22 protein-coding genes and 1 other annotated feature are annotated in these 25964 nt (G+C 49.0%); of the genes, 17 read left to right on the plus strand and 5 right to left on the minus strand.

Annotated features, from left to right (window positions below; all coding sequences use genetic code 11):
• The first annotated feature begins 584 nt into the window (after positions 1 to 584).
• From FS806_RS26595 to FS806_RS05885, 3 genes are all read left to right on the plus strand, one after another.
• The gene (locus FS806_RS26595) at positions 585 to 1820 is read left to right on the plus strand and encodes an ABC transporter ATP-binding protein (protein WP_260981994.1); all 1236 of its coding nucleotides are present in this window, start codon (positions 585 to 587) and stop codon (positions 1818 to 1820) included.
• Positions 1817 to 2917, plus strand: a complete 1101-nt coding sequence (locus FS806_RS05880) for an ABC transporter permease (RefSeq protein WP_144933651.1) — start codon at positions 1817 to 1819, stop codon at positions 2915 to 2917. The genes FS806_RS26595 and FS806_RS05880 overlap by 4 nt, the downstream gene beginning before the upstream one ends.
• A gap of 262 nt (positions 2918 to 3179) precedes the next feature.
• Complete coding sequence (locus tag FS806_RS05885) at positions 3180 to 4994, plus strand: B12-binding domain-containing radical SAM protein (RefSeq protein WP_144933652.1); 1815 nt, start codon at positions 3180 to 3182, stop codon at positions 4992 to 4994.
• 222 nt (positions 4995 to 5216) lie between these two features.
• Here FS806_RS05885 and katA read toward each other — a convergent pair whose 3' ends face one another.
• From katA to mnmL, 4 genes are all read right to left on the minus strand, one after another.
• Entirely contained in the window at positions 5217 to 6677 is a 1461-nt protein-coding gene (katA, locus tag FS806_RS05890; RefSeq protein ID WP_144933653.1) for a catalase KatA, read from the minus strand.
• Positions 6678 to 7543: 866 nt separating this feature from the next.
• Complete coding sequence (locus FS806_RS05895; protein ID WP_144933654.1) at positions 7544 to 8512, minus strand: type I phosphomannose isomerase catalytic subunit; 969 nt, start codon at positions 8510 to 8512, stop codon at positions 7544 to 7546.
• A gap of 98 nt (positions 8513 to 8610) precedes the next feature.
• Positions 8611 to 9204, minus strand: a complete 594-nt coding sequence (mnmM, locus tag FS806_RS05900; RefSeq protein ID WP_144933655.1) for a tRNA 5-(aminomethyl)-2-thiouridylate-methyltransferase MnmM — start codon at positions 9202 to 9204, stop codon at positions 8611 to 8613.
• Between the two features lie 66 nt (positions 9205 to 9270).
• Positions 9271 to 10236 (minus strand): tRNA modification radical SAM protein MnmL/YtqA, encoded by a 966-nt coding sequence (gene mnmL / locus FS806_RS05905; RefSeq protein WP_144933656.1) that lies wholly within the window; start codon positions 10234 to 10236, stop codon positions 9271 to 9273.
• Positions 10237 to 10500: 264 nt separating this feature from the next.
• Between mnmL and FS806_RS26600 the strand changes: the two genes are divergently transcribed.
• The 10 genes from FS806_RS26600 to ilvC all read left to right on the plus strand — a co-directional run bounded on the left by FS806_RS26600 (position 10501) and on the right by ilvC (position 19893).
• The gene (locus FS806_RS26600) at positions 10501 to 10977 is read left to right on the plus strand and encodes a WGxxGxxG family protein (RefSeq protein ID WP_144933657.1); all 477 of its coding nucleotides are present in this window, start codon (positions 10501 to 10503) and stop codon (positions 10975 to 10977) included.
• 221 nt (positions 10978 to 11198) lie between these two features.
• Positions 11199 to 11387: a hypothetical protein gene (locus FS806_RS05915; protein WP_144933658.1), complete on the plus strand. Its 189-nt coding sequence runs from the start codon at positions 11199 to 11201 to the stop codon at positions 11385 to 11387.
• A 304-nt stretch (positions 11388 to 11691) separates the two neighbouring features.
• Positions 11692 to 12402, plus strand: coding sequence for a tRNA (guanosine(46)-N7)-methyltransferase TrmB (trmB, locus tag FS806_RS05920; RefSeq protein ID WP_144933659.1), 711 nt, complete (start codon positions 11692 to 11694; stop codon positions 12400 to 12402).
• Between the two features lie 774 nt (positions 12403 to 13176).
• A complete protein-coding gene (locus FS806_RS05925) occupies positions 13177 to 14406 on the plus strand; it encodes a glycosyltransferase family 2 protein (RefSeq protein WP_144933660.1) in 1230 nt (409 codons plus the stop codon).
• A gap of 72 nt (positions 14407 to 14478) precedes the next feature.
• Positions 14479 to 14605 (plus strand) — a sequence feature (ribosomal protein L20 leader region).
• 158 nt (positions 14606 to 14763) lie between these two features.
• The gene (gene infC / locus FS806_RS05930; RefSeq protein WP_144933684.1) at positions 14764 to 15270 is read left to right on the plus strand and encodes a translation initiation factor IF-3; all 507 of its coding nucleotides are present in this window, start codon (positions 14764 to 14766) and stop codon (positions 15268 to 15270) included.
• A gap of 23 nt (positions 15271 to 15293) precedes the next feature.
• Positions 15294 to 15494: a 50S ribosomal protein L35 gene (rpmI, locus tag FS806_RS05935; RefSeq protein WP_144933661.1), complete on the plus strand. Its 201-nt coding sequence runs from the start codon at positions 15294 to 15296 to the stop codon at positions 15492 to 15494.
• A gap of 37 nt (positions 15495 to 15531) precedes the next feature.
• Positions 15532 to 15891 carry a 50S ribosomal protein L20 gene (rplT, locus tag FS806_RS05940; RefSeq protein WP_144933662.1) on the plus strand — a complete coding sequence of 120 codons (360 nt, stop codon included), beginning with the start codon at positions 15532 to 15534 and terminating at the stop codon, positions 15889 to 15891.
• A 627-nt stretch (positions 15892 to 16518) separates the two neighbouring features.
• On the plus strand, positions 16519 to 18264 hold the full coding sequence (ilvB, locus tag FS806_RS05945; protein WP_144933663.1) for a biosynthetic-type acetolactate synthase large subunit: 1746 nt from the start codon (positions 16519 to 16521) through the stop codon (positions 18262 to 18264).
• Positions 18261 to 18752: an acetolactate synthase small subunit gene (gene ilvN, locus FS806_RS05950; RefSeq protein WP_144933664.1), complete on the plus strand. Its 492-nt coding sequence runs from the start codon at positions 18261 to 18263 to the stop codon at positions 18750 to 18752. Before ilvB ends, ilvN begins: the two co-directional genes overlap by 4 nt.
• A gap of 148 nt (positions 18753 to 18900) precedes the next feature.
• Entirely contained in the window at positions 18901 to 19893 is a 993-nt protein-coding gene (ilvC, locus tag FS806_RS05955; protein ID WP_144933665.1) for a ketol-acid reductoisomerase, read from the plus strand.
• A gap of 99 nt (positions 19894 to 19992) precedes the next feature.
• Here the strand turns inward: ilvC and FS806_RS05960 are convergent, their stop codons facing one another.
• Complete coding sequence (locus FS806_RS05960; protein WP_144933666.1) at positions 19993 to 21192, minus strand: aminotransferase-like domain-containing protein; 1200 nt, start codon at positions 21190 to 21192, stop codon at positions 19993 to 19995.
• Between the two features lie 251 nt (positions 21193 to 21443).
• Between FS806_RS05960 and leuB the strand changes: the two genes are divergently transcribed.
• The 4 genes from leuB to FS806_RS05980 all read left to right on the plus strand — a co-directional run.
• Entirely contained in the window at positions 21444 to 22523 is a 1080-nt protein-coding gene (gene leuB, locus FS806_RS05965; RefSeq protein WP_144933667.1) for a 3-isopropylmalate dehydrogenase, read from the plus strand.
• A 285-nt stretch (positions 22524 to 22808) separates the two neighbouring features.
• Positions 22809 to 23228, plus strand: a complete 420-nt coding sequence (locus FS806_RS05970) for a hypothetical protein (protein ID WP_144933668.1) — start codon at positions 22809 to 22811, stop codon at positions 23226 to 23228.
• Between the two features lie 428 nt (positions 23229 to 23656).
• Positions 23657 to 24457 (plus strand): RNA polymerase sigma factor SigI, encoded by an 801-nt coding sequence (gene sigI / locus FS806_RS05975; protein WP_144933669.1) that lies wholly within the window; start codon positions 23657 to 23659, stop codon positions 24455 to 24457.
• Positions 24454 to 25964 (plus strand): anti-sigma factor domain-containing protein (locus FS806_RS05980; RefSeq protein WP_144933670.1); only part of this gene is annotated, 1511 nt, incomplete at its 3' end. The genes sigI and FS806_RS05980, both read left to right, overlap by 4 nt.

Here is a 25964-nt window from a genome sequence, read left to right on the forward strand (position 1 = left end):
CTTTTAAATCAATACCAGATGATAAGGTTTAAGGGGCAGTCTTCATTTTCCGTTCCGTCAATGTTTGACAATGTCAGCCAGGACAAAACAAGAACTCGAAAGGGCTCAATGACAACGTTTTTCTCAATATACCTCACTTACAATTAGAATGCATCCCGTTAACTGACATAGTATACTGAGATTGTAACGCTGACCGTCTACCTTTTGTGAAACATTAAGCTGCACCCGAGGCAGCCTGGTCCTGCTAGTATACAGAACTAGGTTACAATATTCGCAAGCAAATTTCATCTGCAGCTTTCGATTAATGTCCGGAAATATTTGTATCCCATTTTTCATTCTCAATTTGGTCTGCCAGTGGGGTTTTCCGGATTCGCCGTTAGATGCGGTGCCAAGTACAGGCATTCGGGATGCGGATATTGTTCAGCATAGGTACTTTCAGCTTGGTCTATTCATTCGCTTATTTATTATAGAAGAAAGTTTGGAATGGCGAAAAATGGGTAATGCGTGACGGCGTTTGCAAGAGTAGGGTGAGTCCCTGAAATGCGTGTCGGTACATATAAATGTGAGCAAGTCTATGCAGTTACATGGAAGTTATTGCAAATGTGTGGTCAGCCAGGGAAAGGAGAAGCGAATTGAACGCGGAGAACCCGGGTAAGGAAGAAAAACAGACGAAGAAGCCGATGATTGAGGTGAACCGGCTGGTCAAAAGGTACGGGAGCTTCACGGCCGTCAACGGAGTAACGTTTCAGGTGATGGAAGGCGAAGTGTTCGGATTGCTCGGGCCTAATGGGGCAGGCAAAACAACGACGATGGAAATGATGGAGGGCCTCCGCCTGCCGGATGAAGGGACGGCCGTGCTGGCGGGCTTCGACACGCAAAGAGACATTCACAAGATCAAGGAAAGGATAGGGGTTCAGCTTCAATCGACCTCCTTGTTCGATTTGTTGAAGGTGCATGAGATTATCCGGATGTATGCAAGCTTTTATAAACGGTCCGTTCCCGTAGGGACGCTGCTTAAGGATATGATTCTCGAGGACAAAAAGAACGCCCGCGTCAAGCATTTGTCCGGCGGACAGAAGCAGAGGCTGGCTATTGCCCTTGCATTGGTGAACGATCCCTTGGTCGTTTTCCTGGACGAGCCGACCACCGGATTGGACCCTCAGGCACGAAGAGTACTCTGGGAAATTATCCTCCAACTGAAGAGAGTAGGCAAGACGATCGTGCTGTCCACCCATTACATGGATGAGGCTCATGTGCTGTGTGACCGGATTTGCCTGATGGACCGGGGAGAAGTCATCGCCCTGGATACTCCCGAGAGGCTGATCCGCAGCCTGGAATCCGGCAATGCGGTGGAGTTTCGCCTGTCCGGCGACTGCCATGGATGGGACGGCCGGTACGGGCGGGAGGAACATACCGGAATAGACCGGCGTACGGGAATGGCCGGACATTCCGAAGCGGATTCAGCCTGCGAGGGCGCTTCTGCCGATGGAGAAGCAGCCGCCGGAACATTTTCCGTCGAAGCGGCTTACGCAGCAAAAGCTGCACCGGAAGCGCAAAACTGTTCCCGCTTGGAAGTCCCCGGAGGTGAAGCAGAGGGGACACTTCTCTTGGAGCGGCTTAGAAAGCTTAACGAAGTGAAGCAGGCCGACCTCCGGAACGGTAAATACGTCCTCTACACCGATCATATGCAAGCGACATTGACGGATTTGATAGCATTTGCTTCGGAGGCCGGACTTCAGCTTACCGATTTGCAGACGAGGACGGCTACGCTGGAAGATGTATTTATTCATATGACCGGAAGGAGTCTGAGAGAAGAATGAAAGGCTATTGGCAGTTAACGCTTGCCCAGCTCAGACTGTTTGCCCGCAATCGGCAGATGCTGCTTTGGTCGGTGGCGTTTCCGGTTTTTTTCATGGTTATCCTGGGCCTGTTCTTTAATAGCGGAAATTCCCTTTCGATGAATCTTGTTCTGATTGATAAAGATGGAAGCGAAGCTTCCCGGGCCTTTGTCCAAGCCATGCGAAATACTCAGGTGCTTGAATTGCGCATCAGCTCGGATGAGGAAGAAGCGTTGAGCAGGCTGAAGCATGGAGACGAGCAGTTGGTGGTTATTATTCCGCAAGGCTATGAAGCGGCCCTCCATGCCGCACCCGGGCAGGTCCGTGCGGCTGAAATCCAGGTCTATTATGACGATACGAACATGGCTGCCTCTGAAATCGGCAAATTGGCCGTTACACAGGTCGTGGACGCCATCAGCAAGCAAATGACGAACTACATACCGGTTGTCACAGTTCACGAAGAAGGCGTGCAATCGTTAAATTTGAAATATATTGATTTCATTGTTCCCGGAATCGTGGCGATGATGATTATGTCCAACAACCTGAACGGGGTAGCCGGCCAGATCGCCTCCTGGCGGGAGCGCGGCGTTCTCCGCAGAATGCAGAGTACTCCGCTGAAGGCCTCCAGCTTCATTGCGGCGCAAATTTCAGCGAGGCTTATTCTCAGCACCCTCCAGGCTTCGATTGTGCTCCTTATCGCCAGTTGGCTGTTCGGAACACAAATCAACGGTTCCTGGCTGCTTCTGCTCAGCTTCGTCATTTTCGGCACCCTGGCCTTCATATCGATCGGCTTTATCATCGCCAGCTTGGCCAAGACACCGGAAAGCGCCGGACCGATCGCCGGCTTTATCTCTTTTCCCATGCTGTTCATGGGGGGAGTGTTCTTCCCTGTCAAAAACTTGCCCGAATGGCTGCAGCCGGTCATTCAGCTGCTGCCTATCTCGCATTTAACGACAGCGCTTCGCCAGGTTATGAATGTTGGGGCCGGCTGGCTGGATCTTTGGTCGGAAGCGCTTCTCCTTGGAGGCTGGATGGCTGTGGCTTTCGCCGTATCGGCTTTCACCTTCAAGTGGGAATGATCATGGAATCCGGCTGCTTAATGACACTTCAGTCGGTTCAGTGATTTGGGCATAACTTATTTCGGATGCTTATTTCCCAACGCGCGCCCTTCCCGGCGCGCGTTGGGCGTTGGCCGGCGCTTGGGTTGGTCCGGCGCCCGGTGCAGAACTATATTTGAGAAAGAGGAACTCTTTTTTTGTCATCCGGGCGGTTTACATGTAGAATAGGGGAGAAGCATGACCTTAAAATTAATCATTCAGGGAATAGAAGAGGGTTTTGATAATGAAGGTGCTTATCGCTACGTTAAATGCGAAATATATTCATACCTCGTTGGCGATCCGCTATTTGAAAGCTTTTTGCCAGAAGGATTTCGAGGTGGATATTGCGGAATATACGATTAAAGACCCCGCCATGAATATCGTTTCCGACCTGTATCAGAGACGCCCGGATGTGCTGGGCTTTTCCTGTTATATCTGGAATATTGAAGAGACGATCGCAATCATTAAGATGATCAAGAAAATTATGCCGGAGCTGATCATTGTACTGGGAGGCCCGGAGGTTTCCTACGATACCGACTATTGGATGAAGCGGCTGCCGGAGGTCGATTTTATCGTGATGGGGGAAGGCGAGGAAACCTTCCACCACCTGCTTCAGGTAATTGAAGGGGACCGGAAGTTTCACTTCGTCTATGGGATTGCCTACCGCAAAGGGGACGAGGTCATCATCACTCCGGGAAGGCCCAAGCTTGACTTGAACGAAATTCCGTCTCCCCACCGGTTTGAAGAAGATGTTCCGACCTTGGCGAATCGGGTAGTTTATTTCGAGACGAGCCGGGGGTGTCCTTTCAGCTGTCAATTCTGCTTATCCAGCATAGAGGTTGGGGTCCGGTATTTCGATATGGAGAGAACAAAGGCAGATCTGCTTTACCTGATCGATTCCGGAGCGAAGCTGATCAAATTTGTCGACCGCACATTTAACATCAAGCGGGAATATGCTCTGGAAATATTCGATTTCCTGATCAAGAATCATCGCGGATGTGTGTTCCAGTTCGAAATTACGGCGGACATTATGCGCCCCGAGGTGCTTGAGTTTCTTTCCGAACATGCGCCGCCCGGCATCTTCCGCTTTGAAATCGGGGTGCAGTCGACTAACGATCTGACGAACGAGCTGGTCAAGAGACGGCAAAACTTCGCCAAGCTGACCCGAACGGTGACCATGGTGAGAGACAGCCACAAGATCGATCAGCATCTGGATCTGATAGCCGGGCTGCCGGAGGAAAATTACGATTCCTTCCGCAAAACGTTCAACGATGTATTTGCGCTCGGCCCGGAGGAATTGCAGTTGGGCTTCCTGAAAATGCTAAGAGGAACGGGGCTGCGCAACGATGCGGAGAAATATGGCTACGTCTATATGGACCATGCTCCCTATGAAATCCTGGGCAACGACGTGCTGCCCTTCTCGGATATCGTCCGGATTAAACGGGTGGAGGATGTGTTGGAGAAATATTGGAATGCCCATCGGCTGGACCGGACCGTTCTCTATTTAATCAAGAACGAGTTTCCTTCCGCCTTCGATTTCTTCCAGCAATTCGGGGATTACTGGGAAGAGCAGGGATGGCAGAAAATCGGCCATCAGCTCGAGGATTTGTTCACGCGTCTTCACAGCTTCTTACGCTGCCGGGATACGGCCTCTCTGGAAGTGGTTGAAGGGCTGATGAAGCTGGATTACTTTATGAACCATAAATATAAGCCGCGTAAAATATGGTGGAACTTCACCATTGATAAGGCCGAGCAATCCCGGTATTTACGCTGGCTGGCGGAGCATCCGGAGAAGGTATCCCCGGAATTTGCCGAGCTCAAGCTCAGCGAGAAGGAATTGCACAAGCATGCTGTGATTGAGGTTCTGCCTTTCGATCTGGAACTTTATTTGTGTACGGGGGAAGTCAGGGAATCCGATCCGAGCCTGCTTGTCGTCTACTATCCCCCTGATGCTTCCGAAATGCCGGCTTACTATGTCACATCCATAACAGGAAGAGAGGCATTGAAGAAGAAGCGGAAGAAAGAACTGGAGAAGATGGAGCTTCATGATATTCAATAATGATCGGCTATGAAATAATTTGTGACTCTCTCTCCTAAGATGAAAGGGTGCTTGCGCACCGAATGAGAAAAACCGGGCATTACGCCCGGTTTTTTTTCTTTCGGATTGGCAGAAAAGCTGCCGCCAAGGAAATATTCGACAACAAGTCCGAGGGCTTCAATGGAAGCTTCAACGTCGGATGATGAAAATAATTGCAAAGATCATGTGGAGCAGAAGCTTTATTTAGTCTTCGTTATGCGGAACAGGCAGTCCGAGTCCTTCCGCAATCCGTCTGCCCAAATCCGGATCGGCTTTAAGCCAGTGACCGATTTGACGGATTTTTATTTCATCCTTATCTACAGGCTTCATGGCGGCCACGATATTGCGGATCAGCCGGCTTTGCTCCTCCTCACTCATCAGACGGTATAGATCGCCGGCTTGGGTATAATGATCATTATGATCGTAAGGGACGCTGTCGGCCATACCGGATACTTCGAAAGGAGCCGGTTTGTTCTCGGGCGATTCGGTTGGTCCGCCGTAGCTGTTAGGCTCATAATAGAGAGAACTGCCGCCGTTGCCGTCAAATCTCATTTGCCCATCGCGCTGATAATGGTTAACCGGTGCGATCGGACGGTTGATCGGCAGCGTATTGTGATTCGCCCCGACACGGTAACGATGCGCGTCCGAATAGGCGAAGAGGCGTCCCTGCAGCATTTTGTCCGGCGAAGCCTCAATGCCGGGTACGAAATTGCCCGGAGAGAAGGTTGCCTGTTCGACTTCCGCGAAATAGTTTTCCGGGTTGCGGTTTAGTACCATGCGGCCGACTTCGATAAGCGGGTAATCTTTCTGGGACCAGACCTTCGTTACATCGAACGGATCGAAGCGGTACGTCTTGGCATCCTCCAGCGGCATAATCTGGACACAAAGCTTCCACGAAGGGTAGTCGCCCTCTGCGATGGCGTTGAATAAATCTTCCGTATGATAATCCGGATTTTCCCCTGCCAGCTTGGCGGCCAGATCGACATCCAGATTTTTGATGCCTTGTTCGGTTTTGAAATGATACTTGACCCAGACGGCTTCGCCTTGCTCATTTACCCATTTGAAGGTATGGCTGCCGAATCCGTGCATATGTCTGTACGTTGCCGGGATACCGCGGTCAGACATCAGTATGGTGACTTGATGCAGGGATTCCGGAGACAGCGACCAGAAATCCCATACGGCGTTCGGATTTTTCAGATGGGTTTGGGGATGGCGTTTCTGAGTATGGATAAAGTCCGGAAATTTGATAGCGTCCCGAATGAAAAATACCGGTGTATTATTACCGACCAGATCATAGTTGCCCTCTTCGGTATAGAACTTCACGGCGAATCCGCGCGGGTCCCGAACCGTATCGGCAGAGCCCAACTCGCCAGCTACCGTGGAGAAACGAACGAATACCGGTGTCTGCTTGCCGACTTCCGACAGGATATTCGCTTTCGTATACTTAGTGAGATCGTTCGTCACTTCGAAATAACCGTGGGCACCTGCACCTTTGGCATGAACGACCCGTTCGGGAACACGCTCCCGGTTGAAATGGGCCAATTTCTCCAGAAGATGCACATCCTGAATTAATGTCGGACCTCGCGATCCTGCCGTCATGGAATTCTGATTGTCTCCTACAGGAGCGCCCCAACTCGTCGTCAGGTTGTTCTTGTTTGTGGACATTCGATCTTCACCTCATTATTTATTTTAAGTAAATGGTTCTGTGCCGTTGTAATTGAGAATCAATATCAATTACTATGAATTAAATTTAATTCATTTCAAACAAATAGTCAATATCTTTTTATAATAATTCTAAATAAGGAAATATTGAAAAATGATGGGTCAATAACGAAAAACGTACGGAGAGCTTAATTAATGAAGGAAGGAGGTGGATTTGGGAGCGGTTCGTTCCTAAATGTTGTATATGCAGCGGCCTTCGAATCGGGCTGTTTGAAGGGTTAAGGAAAAGTTCTAAGGATGGTTAGGTATCGTTTATGACCAAACGGAAGCCGGAAGAGCGGTCATCCGTTCTTATTCAAATCCTATGACAGATATTTCCATTGCATTCTATCCATTTGATGGATGGCCCGATGTAAATTCATCGCTAATAAAAAAAGCTCCTAACGGAGCCATCTCGAAGATGAATAACCCGGTATTAGAGGAAGCTTTTTATGCCAATAGGAATCTATATTTTCATCGTATTAACGCTATAAAGAACTTAAAGATTCCTATGTGGTAAAAAAAGCTCCTAACGGAGCCATCTCGAAGATGAATAACCCGGTATTAGAGGAAGCTTTTTATGCCAATAGGAATCTATATTTTCATCGTATTAACGCTATAAAGAACTTAAAGATTCCTATGTGGTAAAAAAAGCTCCTAACGGAGCCATCTCGAAGATGAATAACCCGGTATTAGAGGAAGCTTTTTATGCCAATAGGAATCTATATTTTCGTCGTATTAACGCTGTAAAGAACTTAAAGATTCCTATGTGGTCAAAAAAACTCCGGAACCCGGGGATTGAGCCTATCCCGGACTCCGGAGATTCTGTATTAAGGCAAATAGCTGCGGAGGACGGTCAAATTGCCTTCCAATTGATAGTTTTCGAGTGAGGCGGGCAGCAGTAGACACTCTCCGGCTTTGATGGGCATGCTTTCCCCATCCCACGAAATTTGTCCGCTTCCTTCGCAGACGATATGAATGACGAACGTTTCCTTAGAAGTTTGCAGCTCCCAGCGGCCGTTCACAACTCCCTTTTCTACAATAAAATAGGGGGAATGGGCCAGCTTGAGCCATTGATTCGGCCCCGGGACCTCGGTAGTCATTCTTGTTGCCCCGGCTCCTTCGTAAGCGATGACATTCAGCGAATCCTCGATATGAAGCTCTCGGGGCTTGCCGTCCAGGCCCGGTCGATCATAATCGTACAGGCGGTAAACGGTATCCGAATTTTGCTGAACCTCTGCAACCAGCACACCCGCTCCAAGAGCATGAACCGTTCCCGCAGGAATATAGAACGAATCTCCGGCCGCAACCGGAACCTCCTGCAGATAATCCAATATACGTTTGCCTTCTATCGCTTCCGCAAGGCTTTCCCTTGTTGTACCGGGCTTCAGCCCATAGATGATTTTAGCCCCCGGCTTGGCTTCAAGAATGTACCACATTTCCGTCTTGCCAAGCTCTCCTTCGGGCAATCCGGCATAATCGTCTCCGGGATGCACCTGAACGGACAGGTCGTCTTCGCAATCGAGAAGTTTGAGCAGAAGAGGAAAACGGCCGTTAGGCGAGTTTATGCCCTTGGTTCCGAAGATAAGCTCTCCGTACTTGCTGCGGATTTCATCGAGGCCCAATCCGGCCAGTTCCCCGTTGGCAACCTTCGTAGTGCCGTTAGGATGATCGCCAATCATCCAGCCTTCTCCGATTTTGCTATTTTCCTTAACAGGCAGACCGAATTTGGCTAAAGAATTGCCTCCCCAAACTCTTTCCTTCATTTCCGGTATAAACTTCAGCGGATATGATTTCAATTAAGAATCCCCACTTTCTGTTTTTTCTCCTCTGATTATTAAAGGGGGTGACCCCAAGACGAGCGCCGAAGCACTCATTCGCAAACAAAATGTCCCCATTAACGGCGAAGTGCAACTTCCCGCTTGGCTACGGCAATAAGATAAGGCGGGTGGTTGCGTTGGTTGATCATGGCGTATTTGAGCACCTGGAAGTTCGGCTGGGGCAATTCAGCGGCCCACTGCTCAACGGCAGCGGCTTCCCTGTCTCCGCCTTCATGGCCGGTATAAAGCACTATGGTCGTTAACCCTCCCGGGCGGAGCAGATCCACTGCCGCGTTCAATGCAGGGAGGGTCGTTTCGGGGACGGTAATCGTGCTATGATCGGAGCCGGGCAAATACCCGAGGTTGAACATGATGGCTCCGACCCGTCCGTGACAAGCCTCTGGAACATGCTCCTTCATTAAGGAATGAGAGGCCTGAATCCAACGTACCGGATGTCGGTCTCCCATATGCTTTTCCAATCGGCCGGATGCCTTGCGGAGTGCCTCAGCCTGTATATCGAAGCCGTATACACTTCCCTGCAGACCGACTCTTTCGGCCAGGAACAAGCTGTCGACGCCATTGCCGACCGTTGCGTCTATCGCGATATCCCCCGGTTGAAGCTGCTCGGACACCAGGCGGTGAGCATAGCTCAGGATCGATATAAAACCCATAATTCCTCCTACATTGCACTATCTGGACCCAAATAAAGGGTAATCAGACTCGGTCCAGTTGTTCATTTAAACAAGTCCGCTTTGAACCGCGTCCCGTTCTTTTCCTTGCCAAGTATTTCTTCGTCTTAATTCCGCATCAATCGAGTTGAGAACCTCCCATTTCTTAAGACTCCACATGGGCCCGATCAGCAGATCACGGGGGGCGTCTCCCGTCAAGCGGTGGACAATCATTTCGGGCGGAAGCATCTCCAGCGTGTCTACGACCAGCTTGACGTATTCGTCCTTCTCCAGAAATTTCAGCAATCCGGCCTCGTACTGCTTAACCATCGGTGTCTTCTTCATTAGATGCAGCAAGTGAATTTTGATGCCTTGTACATCCATATGCGAAACCTGTCTTCCCGTTTCCAGCATCATGGCCTCGTCTTCTCCCGGCAATCCGTAGATAATATGGGCGCAAGTCCGGATGTTATGCTTCCGCAGCTTGGATACGCCATCGATAAAGCATTGAGTGTCATGAGCACGGTTAATCAGCCGGGAAGTTTCCTCATGTACGGTCTGCAGCCCCAGTTCTACCCATAGATAGGTTCTTTCGTTCAGCTCCGCCAAATATTCGACAACGTCTTCCGGAAGACAGTCGGGACGGGTGGCAATGGATAAGCCGACCACTCCCGGCTGCTGCAGAATGACTTCGTAGTAATCCCGCAGAACATCGACCGGCGCATAAGTGTTCGTATAGGCCTGGAAGTACCCTATATATTTCGCATCCGGCCATTTGAGATGCTGGCGGTCGCGGATCGTGTAGAATTGTGTCACCAGATCCTCCCGACGGTTTCCGGCAAAATCTCCCGAGCCCCGCTTGCTGCAGAAGGTACAGCCTCCAATTGCTATTCTTCCGTCCCGATTGGGACAGGTGAATCCGGCATCCAGCATAACCTTGAATACTTTGGTGCCGAACTGCTGTCTCATTTCGTAATTCCACGTATGAAATCGTTTGTCGCCCCATGTCCGGGGCGCTGCGTTAATCAAGTTCATTAATATAACTCCCTTATTCCATTGCATAAAACCGCTGTTCTCTATGGCCCCATCGGACTCCATCTTCCCGGACACCGCTCATGCCATGGCACCGGCTTATACTTAGACAGGTTTTTTTTCATTTTAACTTATCACAAGAGAAATTGCATCCGGGTACCAAGAACATGGGAGGATTACCAATATCCCCGCAGGATAGAACCTTATTCGCGGGAGGACAATAAGAACGTGCCATCACATATCAATCATAGATTGGAGGATTTACAGTTGAACAAAGGTTTGGGAATAGCTGTTATCCTTACGATGTTCGTGTTTGCGGTACCTGCGGATGCCGCAGGGACTACCGACACGGGTGCTCCTCAGCCAGGGACCACAACGGTCAATACCAACGGAACTTATACGGGTGCCCAGGACATGAGCGGTAATGCGAATTATCCGGGGAGCTACGGGAAGTATTCGCCGGGTATCAACACTCCTTCGGGGCTTAACGGCGCCAATGTGGGAACTACCGATGTTAATCGGGTCAGCGGGGACATGAACGGGAATGGGACAACGAGAAGCACTTACACGAACCAAATTCCTGGCAGAGGAAACGGAACGGGAGCTTATAACATGAGCACTTACCGTACCGGAGCAGCAACACGGGCAGACAACACAATGAATTGGGGATGGCTCGGATTGCTTGGATTGCTCGGCTTGGCCGGGCTAGGCGGAAGGAATCGGGGGGACCAACCGCAGAAATAGCACGCCTGAACAAACTCCTTTTTCCATATGGAACTGGGAGTTTGTTCATATGAACAGCAAACTTTTATGTCCGTTATGAAGCGGTTGCAAATTGATAAAGAAGGCTTAATCCGATATACTATATAATAAGTAGGAAAAAAGTTTAAGATCATTTATGAAATCATATTCAGTCAACATCATACAGGCAGCAATCCCATCCATAATATGCCGAGGTGAATGATATGAATGCACAGCAGGCAATGGTAACCATTCCGGATAAGGAGCAAATAATAGCCGTAGAATTGACTGTTAAGGAATTGATGGCGCTGAGCGGCAGCCGCTTTCACCAGGACCAGCAATTGCTGCCCTCTGTGCGTAAGAAGCTGCGGGATCATCTGCAGAGGGAATGGATATCCCGGATAACCGAATAACCGGCAAGGAAGAGAATCTTGACGCCATCCGCGTTAACATTCTCTTTTTTGTTGGAGACATCATTTTCTTTTGATTTTTTAGTCTCCATGAACTATGCTATCTTTTGTGCAGAATTTATAGTTCAAGGGGCTCCCCGCAAAGTACAGTACAAACCTTTATCGAAGCAAAGTCAGGAAGAGCGACCGCGTTTAGAGGAAGGTTTAGACGCCGACTCCGTTGGAGTGCGGACGGAATAGGCTTTGAAGATTACACGTCATTTTTTTATGAGGTTATTTTGTATATCAAGGTGTGGAGGTCTAGCTCATGCGTTTAAGAGGAAGAAAGGGAATCAGGGAAAGTCTGGAGAGACAGGAGGATCTTGTTATTCTTCAGCCGTCCCAATGGAAGGGAAGATGGTCGGAATACTTCGGGAACTCGAACCCGATTCATGTCGAATTAGGAATGGGAAAGGGCAAATTTATCAGCGACCTGAGCTTTGCTCATCCTGATATTAATTATATAGGCGTAGACATGTATGATGAGTTGATCAGACGTGCAAGCGACAAGGTGAGGGCCGTGCGGGAAGAGCATGGGGCGGGGCTAGGCAATATCGCTCTGGCACTAATGAATATCCAAACGATTGAAGACGTATTTGCTCCCGGAGAATTGGAGAGAATTTATTTAAACTTCAGTGATCCTTGGCCGAAGAAGAAGCATGCGAGACGCCGGTTGACTCATTCCGGTTTCGTGAATAAATACAAATCAATCCTGAATAACAGAGGAGAAATTCATTTCAAGACGGACTCCCGAAGCCTCTTCGAGTTTTCACTTAATTCTTTTGCAAATATGGGCTTGAGAATGCGGAATATTTCCCTGGATCTTCATGCGAACGGACTGAGGGAAGATTTAATCCCTACGGAATATGAGCTGAAATTTGTAAGCCAAGGGATGCCCATTTATCGCTGTGAAGTAGTGATTGGCAGCCAAGCGTTGGAAGAGCACGAACAATACCTTGAGAAGGAAGATAACGCTTAAAGCGCATACATTTTCGACATGAATCCCGTTTCGGGCCTACAGTTGCGGCAATCAACAAGTGCAGAGGATAGGGAAGATTGTTATATTAAGGCTGTAATAATGAAGAAATGAATAGAAATAGAACTTTATAACCTGGCTAATTGATTCTTTGGTTGCATTGATTTTATATTGGACAGACCGATTTAACTGCTCCCGCAAGGGGGCTTTTGTCATGGTTGCGCAATGATTTCAAAACCGATATTGTAGTGGTTAAAAAAATGGAAAGCTGTGCGGTGTTTCAGATCGTGTTTATTGGGGGTAACAGAAGTAGTAAGAGGCAATTTTCGGCTTAGTCTGTTTCCCTGCGTTGAAAGTATAGCAATAGTGGACATACTGGTTAATATTAACGATTCGAAATTATGTTTTGAAAGGAGTGATGCGGAAAATTTCTATTGAATGTCTACTTGCTTTTTGTAGCAGGCTAAGGTTAGGTTGTAATGAAAATTAGGATTGTTTTATAATAAAACACATTAACCGGCTGCTGAAACACCTCTCTGACGTTGGTCGAAGAACTATAGATAATACATGAAAACAGGATAGAATGAAGCATATTGCAAGGCTGAGATTCATCTTGCAGGCTTTTCCCGCCAATTATGTCTATTCCGGTGATTTCAAGCAGAAATATAATTTTGACAAATCAGGCCAAAGAGAGGAAAATCAAATTCGGCTAAAGGTTATACCAGATTCCCGTAAATAAAGAGAAAAAAGGGAAAACAAAAGGGGGATTTACCACAAATGCTGGACAATGTATTCCTTGGATTGCAGATTGTCTTGGCGTTAATCGGGGGTTACCAACTGTTCTTGACTTTCTTTGGGTGGTACCGGAAGAAGAAACAAATCCAGTACGAGCCGCAGAAGTCATTTGCAATTCTGGTAGCTGCTCATAACGAAGAGCAGGTCATCGGAGCGTTAATTGAGAATCTAAAGAGTTTGAAATATCCGAAAGAGCTGTACGATATCATGGTTATCTGTGATAACTGCACGGATCGTACGGCGGAAATTGTGAAGGAGCACGGAGTATATGCCTTCGAACGGCGCAACCCCAATTTGCGCGGCAAAGGCTATGCCATCGAATGGATGCTTAAGAAGCTGTGGAAGCTTCCGCGCTCCTACGATGCGGTTGTTATGTTCGACGCCGATAATCTGGTCGATCCCGATTATCTGATTCATATGAACAACGACCTGTGTTCAGGCTCCAAGGTTATCCAGGCTTATCTCGATACCAAGAATCCGCTTGATTCCTGGGTTACTGTTTCTTACGCGATATCTTATTATTTCGCCAATCGTTTCTGGCAACTGCCTCGTAAGAACCTTGGCTTGGCCAACTATTTGGGCGGCACGGGAATGTGTTTCGATTCCGACCTGCTCAAGCAAATAGGATGGGGCGCAACGAGCCTGGTGGAGGACCTGGAATTTTCCATGCGCTGCGTCAAGCTGGGGATAAAGCCGACGCTGAACTTTGAAGCCAGGGTGTATGACGAGAAGCCTCTCACCTTCAAAGCTTCGGCCAAACAGCGTCTGCGCTGGATGCAAGGCCACTTTGACGTATGCCGCAAATATTTCTTCCCGCTGTTGTGGCAGGGAATCAAGGAACGTAGCTGGACCAAGATCGATGCGGCCATATACTCGGCGAATGCTTATAACTTTTTCCTCGCTTTTATTATAGCGGTAATTTTCTGGGTGGGGGGAGTGCTGCTCGATAATTCGGTGGCCAACCTGTACGAGGTAGCGCCGATTATCAACGGTATCGCCATAGCCATCTATCTCCTGCTGCCGATATCGTTAGCCATGGAGAAGGCTTCCTGGAAGATGTATTTATATCTACTGCTTTACCCTATTTATATGTTGTCCTGGTGGCCCATCACAACGGTTGCTTTCTTTACTCAAACGAACAAAAAGTGGAGCCATACGAAGCATACGCGTGTAATCAGATTTGATGAAGTACAGAGCAAACAGGCCGGCTAGCGCCTGAATATTAGGCGTCAAGCCATTGACAGCCAATGACTGAAAATGGTATAGTAGTACAGTGATGTTTGTACAATGAAGCAGAAGCGCCCGCTTCTCACCTGGCCGACCGGTTGTTGGCAGGTTCCCGGTCAAACGATAGAATCGCTGGACTGTGAATGCAGATGTGGGCTTGGTTTGCCCACATCTTTTTTATTTGCCCTGCTGGAATGTCAGAAAGTGTAAGCTTAATCAGTACACTGATATTTCCTGACGAGCGGACTGCCGCCGTTTCGAAGAGACGGCGCGGCCCTTATCCCTTGGGCATATGGGCCTGTTTTGTTGCTGTCGCCAGATTATTTACGGAGGTGGAATACTATTAGTAAAGACCATTTAGTCAATGAGGAGATTCGTGTCAGAGAAGTCCGTTTGATCGGTGCCGACGGGGAGCAGTTGGGCATCAAGCCGACCCGCGAAGCTCTCCAAATTGCCGCCGATGCGAATCTCGATCTTGTCAGCGTCGCTCCTAACGCTAAACCGCCGGTATGCCGCATTATGGATTATGGCAAGTACCGCTACGAGATGCAGAAGAAAGAGAAGGAAGCCCGTAAGAATCAAAAGGTGGTCGACATTAAGGAAGTCAGATTCAGCGCCTCCATTGAGGAGCATGATTTCCAAACCAAGCTTCGCAACGTAGTGAAATTTCTTAAAGACGGAGATAAGGTGAAATGTTCCGTCCGCTTCCGCGGGCGTGAAATTACCCATGCGCAAATCGGGCAGAAAGTGCTGGAGCGCGTTGCGGCGGAGGCGGAAAGCCTCAGCAATGTAGAGCGCAAGCCAAAGCTGGAAGGCCGCAGCATGATCATGATTTTATCGCCGAAATAATTCGACACAAGGAGGACCATTCCATGCCAAAAATGAAAACACACCGCGGCGCTGCAAAGCGTTTCTCGAAAACCGGAACCGGAAAGATCAAAAGGAACCGCGCGTACAAGCGGCATATCCTGGAGAGCAAGTCTCCTTCCCGCAAGCGCCATCTGCGTAAATCGGTCGTTATGGCGGCAGGCGATGTGAAACGCATCAAGAGTTTGCTCGTGTACGTAAAATAATCCGAATCCAACGCATAACAATAGGAGGTAGAACATTATGGCAAGAGTTAAAGGCGGATTCGTAACCCGTCGTCGACATAAAAAGATTTTGAAGCTGGCTAAAGGATACTTCGGTTCCAAGCACAGACTGTTTAAAACGGCTAACGCGCAGGTGATGAAATCCCTTCTGTACGCTTACCGCGACCGCCGCAACAAGAAGCGTGATTTCCGCAAACTGTGGATTACCCGTATCAATGCGGCTGCCCGCATGAACGGTCTCAGCTACAGCAAATTTATGCACGGCTTGAAGCTTGCGGGTGTAGACGTTAACCGCAAAATTTTGGCAGAGCTGGCTGTTTCCGATGCCAAGGCATTCTCCGATCTGGCCAATGCCGCCAAAGCTAAAATCAACGCCTAATGAAAATCCGGTTAGGGTCATGGCCTTGACCGGTTTTTTTGTTTTTGTATCCCCGCCGGAAAGCTCTTGTCGAAAAAGTATTGACTATTTTCCGGCTAGTGCATATAATAATCTTTAATTAGATTCTACAGTTGAACATCTTCTTATCAGCTATGAAGAGGACGAAGTATAAGGGCTCTTATGTTCAGAGAGCGAAGGATTTGCTGAAACCTTGGCCTTAATCCCTTATTAACGAGCTCACCTCGGAGCTGTTTTCCTGAAAAGCGAAGAGCCTATTAGGGAAAATCGGAATGGCACACGTTACCGTGCTGATGGTTTCTAGCTAGCGGAAACTGGTTAGGATACCCGTTAAGGTAATGCGCTGCGAGGCGCCTACAAAGCAGGGTGGTACCACGGAAGATCAACCTCTTTCGTCCCGTTTAATGTCTTTTTGACAGGCATGGGATTGAAGAGGTTTTTTTAGTTTATTCCTGTGCTGGCGCATCTTCAGGGGGGAGCGGCTTATCCTTCGGTCTATCCTTATATAGAACGAACTCGCAAGGCTGTTAGGGAAGTTGAGGTTTGCTGCCGCAAACCGTAAGGTGTGATGCAAGCGGTGCTGCTTATTATTGAAAGGAGGGGTTATGGATGAGTGTTCAGAATCCAACCAAAGTTTTACACGAAGAATTAAAAGCCAAGCTGATGAAGCCGGAAGTGATTTCCGGTTCGGAGATTTTGCTGCGGAGCCTACTGCTGGAAGGGGTTGAATGTGTTTTCGGTTACCCGGGAGGCGCGGTTCTGTTTATTTACGACGCCATGCACGGCAATCCGGACTTCCACCATCTATTAACCCGACATGAACAAGGAGCCATCCACGCGGCTGACGGCTATGCCCGCTCCACCGGCAAGGTAGGCGTCTGTATCGCCACTTCCGGTCCGGGAGCGACCAACCTCGTTACCGGAATTGCAACGGCTTATATGGACTCCGTACCGCTTGTCGTGATTACCGGAAACGTCGCGACGAATTTCATCGGAACGGATGCCTTCCAGGAAGCCGATATTACCGGAATTACGATGCCGATCACGAAGCACAGCTACCTTGTCCGCAAGGTCGAAGATTTGGGACGTATCATTCATGAAGCTTTCCATATCGCCAATACCGGGCGCAAGGGACCGGTTCTGATCGACATTCCGAAGGATGTTTCGGCGAACAAGACGTTGTTCCAGCCTCAGTTGGATCCGGTGACGATTCGCGGATACAATCCGTCTACCGATCCGAACAAGGTACAGACCGATGCTATGCTGAATGCCATTCAGCAGGCTGAACGGCCGGTCATTCTGGCCGGCGGAGGGGTTGTCTATGCGGATGCGTCCGACGAGCTGATCGAGTTTGTCAACAAGACCAACATTCCGATCACGACGACGCTGCTGGGCCTGGGCGGCTTCCCGAGCGGTCATGAGCTGTGGATGGGGATGCCCGGAATGCATGGGACTTATACCGCTAACCACGCCATTCAGGAGAGCGACCTGCTGATTTGTATCGGCGCCAGATTCGATGATCGGGTGACGATGAAGCTGGATGGCTTCGCGCCGAAGGCCAAGATTGTTCACATCGATGTCGATCCGGCCGAGATCGGCAAGAACGTGAAGACCGACATTCCGATCATCGGCAATGTCAAGGATGTGCTCGGCTACGCGAATACTAAAGCCGTACGGGCCAATACGGATGCTTGGGTAGCCAGGGTACAGGAGATGAAAGCGAAGTACCCGCTGAAGTATAAAGATTCGGATATGGAGCTGAAGCCTCAATACGTTATCGAGATGATCAACGAAACGACCCGGGGCGATGCCATTATTACTACCGATGTAGGACAGCATCAGATGTGGGTGGCTCAATATTACAAATTCAACCGGCCCCGCTCCTGGATCACCTCCGGAGGATTAGGCACTATGGGCTTCGGTTTCCCTTCGGCTATCGGAGCCCAGATGGGCAATCCCGACAAGCTGGTCGTATCGATCAACGGGGACGGCGGAATGCAGATGTGTTCCCAGGAGCTGGCGATCTGTGCCATCAACAACATTCCGGTGAAAATTGTCGTCATCAACAATCAGGTGCTCGGTATGGTCCGCCAATGGCAGGAAATTATTTACGATAACCGCTACAGCCATATCGATCTTGCGGGAAGCCCTGATTTCGTGAAGCTGGCGGAAGCCTACGGTGTCAAAGGGCTGCGCGCGACGACGAAGGAAGAAGCGCGTAAAGCTTGGCAGGAAGCGCTTGATACTCCTGGACCGGTGCTGATTGACTTTGTAGTGCCGAAGGGTGAGAATGTCTATCCGATGGTCACTCAAGGATGCACGATAGATGAGATGATAATGGGGGATTCGGAATGAACGAGAGAAAACATACGATCGCCGTTCTGGTCAACAATCAGCCGGGAGTGCTTCAGCGGGTAGCCGGATTATTCGGCCGCCGCGGGTTCAATATCGAGAGCATTACGGTAGGGGAATCCGAGGAGCCGGGCCTCTCCCGTATGGTCATCGTAACGGTCGGCGACGAACATACGTTGGATCAGGTAACCAAACAGCTTTATAAACTGATTGACGTTATTAAAGTGGTTAACCTGAGCAGCCATCCGATGGTCGCCCGCGAGCTCGCCCTGATCAAAATCAATGCCGAGCCCGGGATGCGTCCCGAAATATTGGGGATCGTCGATACGTTCAGGGCAGCCGTTGTTGACATCGGCCCCCATACGCTAATCGTTCAGGTTGTCGGCGACAGTGACAAAATCGATGCAATGGTCGAATTGCTGAAGCCATACGGTATTCGCGAATTGACCCGCACGGGTGTAACCGCAATGGTTCGCGGTTCGGTCCATTAAGTTTGCGGCCTAAGTAATTCAGATAATACACTCTTGAGTGGGTGTTAGAGCGGATCGCTTCGAACAGAAAAATTCAGTCCATGTATGCAAGAGGGTTCCGTTGCAACACCCACTCAAGGGTTTTTAAATTAAAGGAGGAACTATTTCCATGGCAGTTAAAATGTATTATGAGCAAGATGCTAATCTGGGTGCTCTTCAGAACAAAACGATCGCAATTATCGGATATGGAAGCCAAGGCCACGCTCAGGCCCAAAACCTTCGCGACAGCGGATTGAATGTCATTATCGGTCTTCGCAAAGGGAAGTCCTGGGATGCAGCCAAGGATGACGGCTTCGAAGTGTATGAAGTAGATGAGGCTGCCCGTCGCGCGGACGTTGTACAATTGCTTATCAATGATGAACTGCAAGCCAAAGTATTCAAGGAGCAAATCCAGCCGAACCTGAAGAAGGGAGCCGCTCTGATGTTCTCCCACGGCTTCAATATTCACTTCGGACAAATCGTTCCGGACGAGCATACGGACGTTCTGATGATCGCTCCTAAATCTCCCGGACATCTGGTTCGCCGCACTTATGTCGAAGGCTTCGGCGTACCTGCACTGATCGCCGTAGAACAGAACGCAACCGGACAAGCGCATGAGATCGGTCTGGCTTATGCTAAAGGAATTGGCTCCACTCGTGCGGGAGTTATCGAAACGACATTCCGTGAAGAAACGGAAACCGACCTGTTCGGTGAGCAAGCTGTACTGTGCGGCGGCGTATCCGCTCTGGTCAAAGCAGGTTTCGAAACATTGATCGAAGCCGGTTATCAGCCGGAAATCGCTTATTTCGAATGTCTCCATGAGCTGAAGCTGATCGTTGACCTGATGTATGAGGGCGGATTGGCGCGCATGCGTTATTCCATCAGCGACACGGCTGAGTATGGCGATTATGTAACAGGACCTCGCATCGTTACCGAGGAGACGAAGAAGGAGATGAAGAAAGTTCTGGAAGAAATTCAAACCGGAGTCTTCGCGCGCAATTTCATCGTGGAGAACCAATCCAACCGCGCCTTCTTCACAGCTACCCGCCGCAGAGAAAACGAGCATCCAATCGAAAAAGTCGGCGCTCAATTGCGTGAAATGATGCAGTGGATTCAGAAGTAATAGCCCTTTATTAACGGCATATTAATTATAAATGAGGAATCCCCCCGACCCTTACCAGGGCACGAGGGGATTTTTCACAATATAAGAAAGCTGCAACCATTAAACGGGGGAAGGAACGTAGCTGTTCATGGCCCGCGCGAATCTTTCCATGCCGAGCTTCATTTCCTTGCTATCGCTATGAGTAAAGTTGAAACGGCATGTGTTGACTTGCGGTTCACCTGCGTAGAAAGGCGCTCCGGGAACGAAGGCGACGCCTTCCTCCACCGCCTTGACGAGCAGTTCTTCCGCTTTGTAGCCTTCCGGCAGCTCCAGCCAGATGAACATTCCTCCTTCGGGCCGATTCCAGCGTAGTCCAGGAATATTAAGCCCTTCCAGAAGATCGGTCATAAGGAGCATTCTCTGTTCGTAATCCTTGCGGATTCCGGCAATATGGGCATCCAGATCAAAGCGGCAGAGCAGCTCGTATAAGGCCTGCTGATCCATAGAGCTGGAATGAAGATCCGCGGCTTGTTTCGCTCTGGCCATATTCCGGATAATTGCCGGGTCTCCGATGGCCCAGCCTGTACGCAAAGCGGGGGCTACGGTCTTGGAGAAGGTGCTGGTGTATACGACGGCCGAGCCGTGCGGATGAGTATCCAGAGAGAAGATGGACGGATACAAGCGATCGGAACTGTACTGAAGTTCCCCGTAAGGGTCGTCTTCAAGAATAAGAACATTATGCCGGCGGCATAATTGAAGAATGCCCTGCCTTCTTTCCAGATTCCAGACATAGCCCGTAGGATTGGAGAAGGTCGGAGTTACATACAGCAGCTTTGGCTGGTGCTGCTTGATTTTGGCGGCGGCATCCTCCAGATCCATTCCGAATTCATCGCCCTTAACGGCAACGACGCGTGCCCCGCGAGCCTGGAACACCTGCAGTGCTGCGAGATAGGTCGGCTGTTGTACCAGAATCACATCACCCGGATCGATATAGATACGTGTTAATAAGTCTATCGATTGCTGAGAGCCCGTCGTCAGGATCATTTCATCGGGGGTGACCGTAATATTCTTCTGACGCATTCTCTCGGCGAGTGCTTCACGCAAAGGCAGATAGCCTTCGGTTAGCCCGTATTGCAAGCTGCTGTTTCCTCTGTTCAGAGCGGCTACATATGCATCCCGCACCGCTTCGACGGGAAACAGCTCCTCCGCCGGTAAACCGCCTGCGAAGGAAATAATGGACTTGCCTTGCGTCAGCTTAAGAATTTCTCTGACTGCGCTAGACTTGAAGTGCTGCAATGATTCGGAAAATTGATAATCCATGGACAAGACTCCTCTATATTCTTTAATATATAATTGTACGGCACAACAAACCGGGTGACAATGGCAATTTTCACAAAAATAGAAGAAGATGAAGGAACGGATTTGTTATAGCCAATACCTATCGGATTCATAGCTTTTATATCTTTGTAAAATGACGTGAATTGTGTTACAAAGAAGATAGCTTTTAATAAGGAGTCTTTATCTAAAGACATCATTCATTATTATAGGTCGAGATGTAAGGAGTGGTTTATGTGGCAGATGTGAAGAAGATTGCGGTTATCGCCGGAGATGGAATCGGTCCCGAGGTTGTAGCCGAAGCAGAGAAAGTGTTGAAGAAAACGGAGGAAGTATTCGGATACCGTTTCGAAACGGAGCATGGATTGTTCGGCGGAATCGCCATCGATGAGAAGGGAACTCCGCTTCCCGAGGATACCCTCGAGATGTGCCGGCGCTCGGATGCCGTTCTGCTTGGCGCCGTAGGCGGACCGAAATGGGACAACAACCCGAAGGAGCTGCGCCCGGAAACCGGACTTCTTGGCATTCGCAAGGCACTCGGATTGTTTTCGAATATTCGTCCGGCAGTCATTTTTGACTGCTTGAAGGATGCCTCCACCCTTAAGCCGGAGGTGCTTGAAGGAACCGATTTGATCGTGGTGCGCGAGCTGACCGGCGGAATTTACTTCGGTGAGAAGCTGAGACGCGAGGGAGAGAACGGTGAGGAAGCGGTCGATACCTGTGTCTATAATGTCAAGGAAGTGGAGCGGATTGTCCGTCAGGCGTTCGAGATTGCCAGAACCCGCAGGAAGAAGCTGGCTTCCGTTGATAAAGCGAATGTACTGGAGACCTCCCGCTTGTGGAGAGAGACCGTTAACCGCATTGCTCCGGACTATCCGGATGTCGAGCTGGAGCATGTGCTGGTAGATAACTGTGCTATGCAGCTTCTGCGCAGGCCTTCAAGCTTCGACGTCATCGTTACCGAGAATATGTTCGGTGATATTCTGAGCGATGAGGCGGCTATGCTTACCGGTTCCATCGGTATGCTTTCGTCTGCTTCCCTGGGAGAGGGCAGCTTCGGGCTGTACGAGCCTGTGCACGGATCCGCACCGGACATCGCCGGACAAGGCATAGCTAATCCGATTGCGACTATTCTGTCCGTTGCATTAATGTTCCGCTTGACTTTCGGCTACCATGACGCTGCAGCGGCGATTGAACGCGCTGTTAAGGAAGTGCTCGATGCAGGCCACCGCACCGGAGATATCGCGGTAGACAAGTCCTCAGCCATCGGCACTCAGCAGATGGGTGACCTGATCGTAGCGGCTATCCGTCAATAATTCATATCGGCCCTTCCGGAGATTGTCCGGGGGGGTTTGTTTTTTCGTACTCATGTTTCTGGAACCGGCACCGACACGGACACCGCCATAGAGTTGATATTCATTTCCAATAAATCCATACTTTCCTCATAGAAAATGGATGGCAGCTATTGTACACTGTTTAGTAATTATTTTTTTTCCTAGCCGGAGAAATCGCAGGAATTCTGTTTAGTGTTGCCGAATAGGGTTTAAACATGGATGGCAGATGAACCGATTTCATAAAAGACGGCGTTGAGGAGGGGTACAATGAGTTTCTGCTGTGGTGCAAGTATGATTGGAACCAAGGGCACATTGAAGCATGTTAGAACCCACATTCATAACGTCCCTATATTGTTTTGTCCGGTATGTCATCGGGTGGAAGTTCATCATATGGTGGAGAATGAATATGAAATATTAGCCGAATACGCTTGCTCAGACGGAGCATCGGAGGTCGACTTCATTGAATATGCGGACGTGAAAGACGGGCCGGAGCTTTTTGAAAACTGCGTTAATACGGAAAATGAAGAACCTATAGACATTGTACGTAACCAGATTGATATGGCTCTGGATCTGCTAACGGTTGCCAAACAGATTCAAGACGAGGAATGGGCCCGGCAGTTAAAGAAAAGACTGCAGGTGCTCAGCCATCGAAGAAGAAAGCTGGTTCAGAAAAATACAACCACATAACTTTATCATAAGGAAAACGTCTCTTCGGAGGCGTTTTTTTGTTTGACCACATTAGAAAGTTTAAGTTCATTAAAGCATTAAACAAAGAACAAACTTTCTAATTGGCATAAAAAGCCACCTCTAATACCGGGTTATTCATCTTCGAAGAGGCTTCGTTAGGAGCTTTTTTTAAGTAACCAGGCGGATATTCCTGTCCGATTCGATGCTTGTGCAGAAAAAGTCAAGCCCCGCGAAACCGACTTGCTGCACGGAGGTAAGCAGGCTGTGAGTATAGTTCCTTCGCGGATATGGTATAATCATATAATCATATTAATAGAATTATAAGTTTTGACGATGAAATAGATGTCTAATAATATAGGCCGCTTGATTTACTTACCCCTCAAAGGATTGATGACAGCATCGAATCGTTATAGTGTGAGGTGGACTATTTGTTACTGGTACTGTTGAAACGGTTTTTAGGTAGGAGCCAGTCTCACCGTTCGAAGGACACCTCTCCGCCTGAACGCATGGTGGAAAGGATCCAGAAGGGCGATTTGCGGCTAAGGAATCAGTTTATTACGGATTACCAGCCGTTTGTAGCAAAAGTGACAAGCCGTTTCTGTAAAAAATATATCGATCCCTCCAAGGATGACGAATTCAGTATCGGGTTGGCGGCCTTTAACGAGGCCATTAATCAATATTCGGAAACGGCAGGCAAATCATTTCTCGGCTTCGCCGAGACCGTGATTCGCCGGAGACTGATCGATCATATACGTAAGGAACAACGTTTTTCGCAGCATATTCCCTATAGCTCTTTCGAAGTGGAGGATGACGAGGACAATATCATTAATCCTGTCGAGATTCGCCAGGCGATGGACTATTACGGAATGCAGCAGGACGCCAAGGAGCGGGGGAATGAAATTGAGGAGCTGAACGGCAGCCTGGGGAAGTTTGATATTTCCTTCTCCGATCTGGTAGAGGCTTCCCCCAAGCACGTCGATTCCCGACAGAATTTACATTATATCGGGAAGCTTCTGTCTGAAGATCCCGAACTGATGGAGCAGCTGCTTCAGAAGCGCATGCTGCCGATTAAGGAGCTGTTGACCAAAGTCAGCATCTCCAGAAAAACGCTGGAGCGAAATCGCAAATACATCATTGCGATTGCACTTATTTATCATGGGCCGTATCCCCACTTGAAGCAATATTTGCTTCCTGTCAACCACACGCAGGAAAGGGGTGAAGAGAATTGAACAGAGGAATTGTTGTGGAAATCAAGCAGGGATCGGTCATCGTGATGACCCCGGAAGGCACTTTTCTGGAAGTACAGCGTAAAATTAATGATTGCCACATCGGGGAAGAAATTTGGTTTGCTTCTCCCCGTCGCCGTTTAGCCGGTTCTTCTATTGCTATGTTCTCTTCCATGGCAGCGGTTATCGCTTTTGTAATTGTTTTTGTTTCCATCTTTTCATGGGTGGGAGCTAAGGAAGTCGTTGCTTATGTCTCTATCGATATCAATCCGAGCATTGAGATAGGGATCGATAATGGACATAAAGTGCGCTCCTTGGTCGGACTGAACCAGGATGGGAAACTCTTGATCAAAGGGGTTCAATTCTCAGGCAGACCGTTGACCGACGTTACGGAGGATCTTCTCCGTCAGGCGGAAAATCAGGTACTGAGCCGGGGAGCAGCAGATATTATCGTGGCGAGTACGGTGGTCGGAAGCAATACTAAGCTGAAGGACGATATCCTGAGCCTTGAAGTTAAAGAACTGATTACTGAACATGTCCGGAAGATGCATCCGGATCAGGCTGACCAGTATGTTGTCGCGGCTTTCTCCGCACCGGAGACGGTAAGGGAAGCAGCGGCGAATGAAGGTATTTCGACGGGCAAGTATGCCGTTTACTTGAATGCAAAGAACAACGGATACTCCATCAGTATCGACGAGATGAAACAAACATCAATTTATGTTGTGGCTCAGCAAGCAGGGGGCTTGAATGAATTAATCGGGCCCGAGCCGCTAACCAAAGAAGAAATCAAAGAGTTGTGGGAGGAAGAGAAGAACGGAAGCCTGGATAAGAAGCTCCAGCTTATCCGACAAAGCAAGGAATTCACCGATCAAGCCGATAAAGCGGTTATCGAATCTGAAGACTCCAACGGAAAGGCCGAGGACAAGGATGATGACCTGAAGCAGGATAATAAAGAGAAGGACGCCGACAAGGCGCTGGATAAGGAACAGGAGCAAATTAGAAAAGAGCAGGAGCAAATCAGGAAAGAACAGGAGAAAGAAAAGAAGGAACAGGAGAAGGCAAAGGATAAGGAGCAGCAGCAGCGAAAGAAGGAACAAGAGAAGTGGGAAAAGGAGCAGGAGAAAGAGAAGAAAGAGCTGGAAAAGGAGCAAAAAAAGAAGCAGGAGCAGGAAAGGAGAGATCGCGAAAAATATAATGAAGAGCTAGAGAAAGAAAAGAATGAGAAAGAGAAGGAGAAAGAAAAAGAACAGGAGAAACGGAATAAGGAGCAGGAAAAGCAGCGGCAGGAACAAGGGAAGGAGAAAGAAAAAGAACAGGAGAAACGGAATAAGGAACAGGAAAAGCAGCGGCAGGAACAAGAGAAGGGGAAAGAAAAGGAACAGGAGAAACGGAATAAGGAGCAGGAAAAGCAGCGGCAGGAACAAGAGAAGGAGAAAGAAAAGGAACAGGAGAAACGGAATAAGGAGCAGGAAAAGCAGCGGCAGGAACAAGAGAAGGAGAAAGAAAAGGA

Source organism: Paenibacillus sp. 32O-W, from assembly GCF_007679495.1.
Lineage (GTDB): Bacteria > Bacillota > Bacilli > Paenibacillales > NBRC-103111 > Paenibacillus_L > Paenibacillus_L residui.